Genomic DNA, 7,841 nt, shown 5'->3' with positions numbered 1-7,841 from the left:
AATCAGCGTCAACAAGCGCCTCTGAATCAGCAAGTACAAGCGCATCAGAGTCAGCNTCAACAAGTGCATCAGAATCAGCAAGNACATCNGCTTCTGAGTCNGCATCAACAAGTGCATCAGAGTCAGCAAGCACATCGGCTTCTGAATCAGCATCAACAAGTGCATCAGAATCAGCAAGCACATCGGCTTCTGAGTCAGCATCAACAAGTGCAAGTCAATCAGCAAGCACATCAGCATCTGAGTCAGCGTCAACAAGTGCCTCAGAGTCAGNAAGTACATCGGCTTCTGAATCAGCCTCAACAAGTGCATCAGAATCAGCAAGTACATCGGCTTCTGAATCAGCATCGACAAGCGCCTCAGAGTCAGCAAGTACATCGGCTTCTGAATCAGCGTCAACAAGTGCATCAGAATCAGCAAGCACATCAGCCTCTGAATCAGCGTCAACAAGTGCGTCAGAGTCAGCAAGCANATCAGCTTCTGAATCAGCGTCAACAAGTGCATCAGAATCAGCNTCAACAAGTGCGTCAGAGTCAGCAAGCACAAGCGCATCAGAGTCAGCATCAACAAGTGCATCAGAATCAGCAAGTACAAGCGCATCAGAGTCAGCGTCAACAAGTGCCTCAGAATCAGCGTCAACAAGTGCATCAGAATCAGCAAGCACATCAGCTTCTGAATCAGCATCAACAAGTGCNTCAGAATCAGCAAGCACATCGGCTTCTGAGTCAGCATCAACAAGTGCAAGTCAATCAGCGTCAACAAGCGCCTCTGAATCAGCAAGTACAAGCGCATCAGAGTCAGCGTCAACAAGTGCATCAGAATCAGCAAGCACATCAGCTTCTGAGTCNGCATCAACAAGTGCATCAGAGTCAGCAAGCACATCGGCTTCTGAATCAGCATCAACAAGTGCAAGCCAATCAGCAAGCACATCAGCATCTGAGTCAGCAGGTAAGACTAGACAGCAATTGCCGAATACAGGTACAGAAGCTTCCAAATCATCCGTGCTTTTAGGAGCTTTAGCAGCAGTTACAGGTATTGGATTGGTTGCGAAACGCCGTAAACGTGATGAAGAAGAGTAAGATAACCTATAAATTTAGGCTAAACTAACTCGTGAACGTAAATCATAGAAACCCCTTGAAAAAGTAGAATTTTCAAGGGGTTTTTACTATTATATAGCTGAAATTTTGACTAAAAAATTGTATAATAAATATAAGGAGAAAAACGCTAGTGGATGATAAAATAACGGTCATTGTACCGGTATACAATGTGGAAAGCTATCTGAGAAAATGCCTAGATAGTATTATTGCTCAAACATATAAAAATATTGAGATTATTGTCGTTAATGATGGTTCTACTGATACATCAGGCGAGATTTGTCAAGAATTTGGAGAAATCGATCACCGAATTATCTATATAGAACAAGAAAATGCTGGCTTGTCTGCTGCACGAAACACCGGTCTGGAAAATATGTCCGGAGATTATGTGACTTTTGTAGACTCAGATGATTGGATTGAACAGGATTACCTAGAAACTCTATACAAAAAAATAGTGGAATATCAGGCTGATATAGCAGTTGGGAATTACTATTCTTTCAACGAAAGCGAAGGAATGTTCTACTTTCATATATTGGGAGACTCCTATTATGAGAAAGTGTATGACAATGTTTCCATCTTTGAGAACTTGTATGAATCTCAAGAAATGAAGAGTTTTGCTTTGATATCTGCTTGGGGTAAACTTTATAAGGCAGGATTGTTCGAGCAGTTACGCTTCGACATAGGTAAATTAGGAGAGGACGGTTACCTCAATCAAAAGATTTATTTGTTGGCAGAAAAAATTGTTTATATCCATAAAGGAATCTATTCTTATCGCATCAGAAATAATAGTTTATCTAGGACTTGGACAGAAAAGTGGATGCATGCCTTGGTTGATGCCATGTCTGAACGTATTACTTTATTAGCCAGTCTAGGATATCCTTTAGAAAAACATTTAGCTATTTATCGTCAGATGTTAGAAGGGAGTCTTTCTAACGGGAAGGTCAGTGGCTTAGAAGAAACGCCTACCTATAAAGAGTTTGAGACAAAAAAATATCTACTAGACAAACTTGAAAAAACTAAGAATACACAAAAGAAAGCCATTGTTCTAGCGGCGAATTATGCCTATGTAGACCAAGTATTGACCACGATTAAATCTATCTGTTATCACAATCGTTCGCTTCGTTTTTATCTGATTAATAGCGATTTTCCTAATGAATGGATCAAGCAATTAAATAAGCGCTTAGAGAAGTTTGATTCAGAAATTATTAATTGTCGGGTAACGTCTGAGCAAATTTCACGTTATAAAACAGATATTAGTTACACTGTTTTTTTACGCTATTTTGTAGCCGATTTCGTGAAAGAAGATAAGGCACTTTACTTGGACTGTGATTTACTTGTAACGAAAAATCTGGATGACTTATTTGATACTGACTTACAAGATTATCCTTTGGCTGCTGTTAGAGATTTCGGGGGAAGAGCCTATTTCGGTCAAGAAATCTTTAACGCAGGTGTTCTCTTAATCAATAATGACCTGTGGAAACAAGAGAATATGACTCAAAGGTTGATTGATTTGACCAATGAATGGCATGATAAGGTGGATCAGGCAGATCAGAGTATCTTGAATATGCTTTTTGAACATAAATGGCTGGAATTAGACTTTGATTATAATCATATTGTCATTCATAAGCAGTTCACTGATTATCAATTACCTGCAGGTCAGGATTATCCTGGTATTATTCATTATCTTTCTCATAGGAAACCGTGGAAGGACTTAGCAGCTCAAACCTATCGTGATGTTTGGTGGTACTACCATGGCCTTGAATGGACAGAATTGGGACAAAATCATCATTTACATCCATTACAAAAATCTCACCTTTATCCTATAAAGGAACCGTTCACTTGTCTCATTTATACAGCTTCAGACCATATTGAACAAATTGAAACATTGATTCAATCCTTACCAGCCATTCAGTTTAAGATAGCAGCTAGAGTAATGGTCAGTGATAAATTAGCACAGTTGACAGTTCATCCAAACGTGACCATTTTTAACGGGATTCACTATTTGGTAGATGTCGATCATGAGTTGGTAGAAACGAGCCAAGTACTTTTAGATATTAATCATGGTGAAAAAACAGAGGAAATTCTCAATCAATTTGCAAGATTTGGGAAACCTATTTTATCCTTTGAAAATACCAAATCCTACGAAGTTGGTCAGGAAGTATATGCTGTTGACCAAGTTCAATCAATGATTGAAAAATTAAGAGAAATAAGCAAATGAAGGAAAAACATCTATTAGGAGATGCTCTGATTTTGACGGTTAGTGATCAGATTGAACAGTTGGATTATCTTCTTGAAAACTTGCCAAACATCTGTTTTCATATTGCAGCCCCTGTCCAGTTTTCCGAGAAAATCCGTAGCTTAGAAACTAAACACAATGTCCGTCTCCTAACGGCTACAAATGAAGCACAGCTAAACTTTCTAATCAATACGTGTGACTTTCTACTAGATATCAATCACTTTCAAGAAGTGGATGCTATTGTATCAAGGTTTGTACAGGCTGAAAAACCTGTCTTTTCATTTGATAATACAGCCCATGGAAATCAAGGACAGGAAGTTTTTCTGTCAAGTACACCAGATAAATTGGTTTCTAGAGTGAGAGAGTATCTGAATGAAGTCAGAGTCCGCACCAATCATCAAGAAAAAATCATTCAAGATGGGACTTGGAATGTCTTTCAAATCGATGATAAGGCAAACTTGCTTGTAGGAGCCAATGTCATCTGCAGAAATTTTGAAAATTTTCATGTTTCTTCTGGTAAGTTAATACTGCATGATGGTGTTTTTATCAATAACTCTTGTAGTTTTAACTGTATGGAAAGAATTGAAATCGGGGCAGGTACCATGATGGGGGAAGGTGTCCGTTTTTATGATCACGACCATATTTATACCGCTGAAAAAATTGAAAAGTGGCAGTGGACTACAGCGCCGATTAGAGTTGGTAGAGATTGCTGGATAGGAAGCAATGTCACGATTTTAAAAGGAGTGACTATTGGGGATAATACCATTATCGGAGCAGGTTGTCTCATTCGAAATGATATTCCATCAAACAGTATGGTTTATAATGATGGACATGTAAAAATAGAAAGTCGAAGATAAATTTTAAATTTGGCAGTTACTGGGAGTAGAATCCAAATTGTGTCACGAACTTAAAATGAAAGAACGACTTACTGGAATTAATGATTATAGAAACAAGAAGTATGAAATTACATTTAACAAATTTATATGGCATGGCTGGTGATAGTACGGTTATCTTAGCGCAAAATGCTGTTCAAAAAATAGCCAGCCAATTGGGGTTCAGAGAGGTTGGCATCTATTTTTACAATATTGCTTCAGATAGCCCTTCTGAAATGAATAAACGTCTGGATGGCATTATGGCCAGTATTTCAATTGGAGATATCCTAGTCTTTCAGTCTCCAACTTGGAATGGCTTTGAGTTTGATCGAGTCTTGTTTGATAAGCTGAAGGATATGCAGGTGAAAATTGTTTACTTTATCCATGATGTTGTTCCCCTCATGTTTGATAGTAACTATTATCTCATGAAAGAGTATATGTACATGTATAATCTATCGGACGTTTTGATTGTTCCATCCGAACAGATGAAAGAACGCCTGATAGAAGAAGGGTTGACGACAAAGAAGATTCTCATTCAAGGGATGTGGGATCATCCTCATGATTTATCCTTATACACTCCGACTTTTAAAAAAGAACTTTTTTTTGCTGGAAGTTTGGAGCGTTTCCCAGACTTACAAAATTGGTCTCAAGATACGCTTTTGAGAGTATTTTCAAATAAAGGAGAAGCTAGTTCCAATGCTAGAAATCTTAGTATTGAAGGATGGAAAAAAGATGAGGAACTGTTACTAGAATTATCAAAAGGTGGATTTGGTCTTGTCTGGGGAACTCATCAAAACGATGGAGAAAGTAACCAATACTATACTTTAAATATATCTCATAAGGTTAGTACCTATCTAACAGCTGGTATCCCATTGATTGTGCCAAGTAGCTTGTCAACTGCTAAATTTATAGTAGATCAAGGCTTGGGCTTTGTGGTAAATAGTCTGGAAGAAGCTCATGAGATAGTTGATAAAATGAATGTAGTAGAATATCAAGAAATGACGAATCGTATCAAGACATTTAGCTATCTTCTAAAAGAAGGGTATTTCACTAAAAAGCTATTGGTAGATGCAATCTATCACTTGGGAATTGATTAAGGAAATGAAATGAATAAAACAATTGTATTAGCAGGTGATCGTAATTACACCACACAGTTGGAAACAACCATAAAATCTATTCTATACCATAACCGAGATGTTAAGATTTATATTTTAAATCAAGATATCATGCCAGATTGGTTTCGCAAACCACGAAAAATAGCTCGCATGTTAGGTAGTGAGATTATCGATGTTAAACTACCTGAACAGGCTATTTTTCAGGATTGGACCAAGCAAGCTCATATTAGTAGCATTGCCTATGCTAGATATTTTATTCCAGACTATATACAAGAAGATACTGTTTTGTATTTGGATTGTGATTTACTTATTAATGAAAAATTAGATAGTCTATTTGAGCAGGATCTAAAAGAACATTATATCGCAGCGATTAGAGATGTAAATGGTCAAGGTTTCAATACTGGCGTCCTACTAATCAACAATAAAAAATGGCGCCAAGAGGATTTAAAAGAACGACTAATTGAACAGTCTATCCTAACAACGAAAGAAGTTGAAGAAGGACGTTTTGATCATTTTAATGGCGATCAAACGATATTTAATCAGGTCTTACAAGATGATTGGTTAGAGCTAGATAGAGCTTATAATTTACAAGTGGGACATGATATTGTGGCTTTGTATAATAATTGGCAGGAACATCTAGCTTTTAATGGCAAACCAGTGGTGATTCATTTTACGACCTACAGAAAGCCATGGACCACCTTGATAGCCAATCGTTACCGTGATTTATGGTGGGAATTTCATGATTTGGAGTGGACTAAAATCTTACAACATCATTTAGGAGAGTTTGAACTAATATCGCCTTTAGATAAGGGATTTTCTTGTTTAACTTTAACAAATTCCCAAGATTTAGAAGGAATAGAAGAGTTAGTTACAGCTCTACCGGATGTGGTATTTCATATCGCTGCTTGGACGGATATGGGAGACAAGCTAAAAAGATTGGCGGTATATGCTAATGTGAGATTGCATCCCCAAATTGTTCCACCTGTGTTAGATAAGTTAAAGAAAAGTATAGATTTATATCTGGACATTAACTATGGTCAAGTAGCGGGTACTATTTTAGAGGATATGAAGCTCTTAGAAAAGCCAATTCTATCATTTGATGCGACTAAACATGGCAATACTGGTCATCTAGTATTCAAAAAGGATGAAGTTTCAGTGATGGTTAGAGCAATTAAAGATTACCAGAGAGATGGAAAATTTCTAAGTTGTTATGCAGGTAGTGATTTCCATTGCTTAACTTTGACAAATTCTCAAGAATTGCAAAAAATAGATTATCTAGTAGAGAATTTTCCTATGGTAACCTTCCATATAGCGGCTTGGACGGTAATGGGACCACTCTTACATGAACTAGCGAAAAAATATAAAAATGTTAAGCTTTATCCTGAAGTGAAAAGCGATCAATTTGAACAACTTAAATCTCAAATGGATGTTTATTTGGATATTAACCTCCACAATTCCACTAGTGAGGTTGTCAAAGAGATATCATTATTGAATAAACCAATGCTTGCATTTTATACTTCGCAAAATGGGAATCATGGCCAGCATTTGTATTCAAGTGAGCATCCAGAAAGGCTTCTTCAAGCACTCCATACATTGATAAAAGGTGAGACTTTGGGAGAACCAGAGAAGCCAATTAAAGTTATCGGAATTGATCAGACTCTGGATTATGTTATCAAAAATAAGTCTTCATTAGTTCGTTTTGGAGACGGAGAAGTCAATTTGATGTGGGGCTGGCCTATACCTTATCAAAATCATGATATAGAATTGGCTAACCAATTAAAACATATTGTGGGACTAGAGAGTGATGAGAAATTAGTGGTTTGTTTACCTGATGCTTTTGAAGATCGTTTTGTCTTTACTTGGTGGGCTACACCATTCTGGAAAGACCATATGAATGTTTATATGGATTTTTATAAAGAGTTGTGTAAAGGTTCATGGTACGGCTCTACCTTTATCTCACGTCCCTACATTGATTATGAGGATAAGAGTAAAGCAAAAGGTCAATTTGAAAAGCTAAAGAGTATTTGGGAGAATAGAGATATTCTGATTGTGGAGGGGCTTACATCTCGCTCTGGGGTTGGAAATGATTTATTCGATAAGGCCAAATCCGTGAAGCGAATTATTTGTCCATCTCATAACGCCTATTCTATTGTCGATAAGATTCAAGAGGAAATTATTAAACATGCGAAAGGACGACTCATCTTATGTATGTTGGGGCCAACAGCAAAGGTTCTGAGTTATAATCTATGTCAGATGGGATATCAAGTTTTGGATGTGGGGCATATTGACTCAGAGTATGAGTGGATGAAGATGGGTGCTAAAACCAAGGTTAAATTTTCTCATAAACATACTGCTGAACATAATTTCGACCAAGATATTGAATTTATTGAGGATGAAACCTATAACAATCAGATTGTTGCAAGGATATTAGAATAACGAATAAGTATGATAAGTGAGTTCACAATTTTGATGGAACATTTTTAAATAAATAGAGAAATTCATGTGGCTATCTCTCTAAAAAATAGAT

The 7,841-nt window shown here is 37.0% G+C and carries 5 protein-coding genes; all 5 read left to right on the top strand.

Features of this window, described 5'->3' with window-relative positions; all coding sequences use genetic code 11:
* Positions 1-998 precede the first annotated feature (998 nt).
* The 5 genes from D8855_RS11015 to D8855_RS04180 all read left to right on the top strand — a co-directional run bounded on the left by D8855_RS11015 (position 999) and on the right by D8855_RS04180 (position 7,750).
* Positions 999-1,076 (top strand): LPXTG cell wall anchor domain-containing protein, encoded by a 78-nt coding sequence (locus D8855_RS11015; RefSeq protein WP_265471112.1) that lies wholly within the window; start codon positions 999-1,001, stop codon positions 1,074-1,076.
* 148 nt (positions 1,077-1,224) lie between these two features.
* Complete coding sequence (locus D8855_RS04195; protein ID WP_042751638.1) at positions 1,225-3,309, top strand: glycosyltransferase; 2,085 nt, start codon at positions 1,225-1,227, stop codon at positions 3,307-3,309.
* A complete protein-coding gene (locus tag D8855_RS04190; protein ID WP_125416193.1) occupies positions 3,306-4,184 on the top strand; it encodes an acyltransferase in 879 nt (292 codons plus the stop codon). The genes D8855_RS04195 and D8855_RS04190 overlap by 4 nt, the downstream gene beginning before the upstream one ends.
* Before the next feature lie 101 nt (positions 4,185-4,285).
* The gene (locus tag D8855_RS04185) at positions 4,286-5,296 is read left to right on the top strand and encodes a sugar transferase (RefSeq protein ID WP_125416191.1); all 1,011 of its coding nucleotides are present in this window, start codon (positions 4,286-4,288) and stop codon (positions 5,294-5,296) included.
* 9 nt (positions 5,297-5,305) lie between these two features.
* On the top strand, positions 5,306-7,750 hold the full coding sequence (locus D8855_RS04180) for an SP_1767 family glycosyltransferase (protein WP_125416189.1): 2,445 nt from the start codon (positions 5,306-5,308) through the stop codon (positions 7,748-7,750).
* Positions 7,751-7,841 lie beyond the last annotated feature (91 nt).

Origin of the sequence: Streptococcus mitis (assembly GCF_003942685.1) — a bacterium.
GTDB classification, from domain to species: Bacteria; Bacillota; Bacilli; order Lactobacillales; family Streptococcaceae; genus Streptococcus; species Streptococcus mitis_CD.
Note: the sequence above shows the minus strand (reverse complement) of the source record. Positions and strands in the feature narration are given on the sequence as shown.

Bases quoted from the DNA above. Each gene is read 5' to 3' on its own strand.
- D8855_RS04180 (WP_125416189.1), top strand. From the start codon at position 5,306: ATGAATAAAACAATTGTATTAGCAGGTGATCGTAATTACACCACACAG.
- D8855_RS04185 (WP_125416191.1), top strand. From the start codon at position 4,286: ATGAAATTACATTTAACAAATTTATATGGCATGGCTGGTGATAGTACG.
- D8855_RS04190 (WP_125416193.1), top strand. From the start codon at position 3,306: ATGAAGGAAAAACATCTATTAGGAGATGCTCTGATTTTGACGGTTAGT.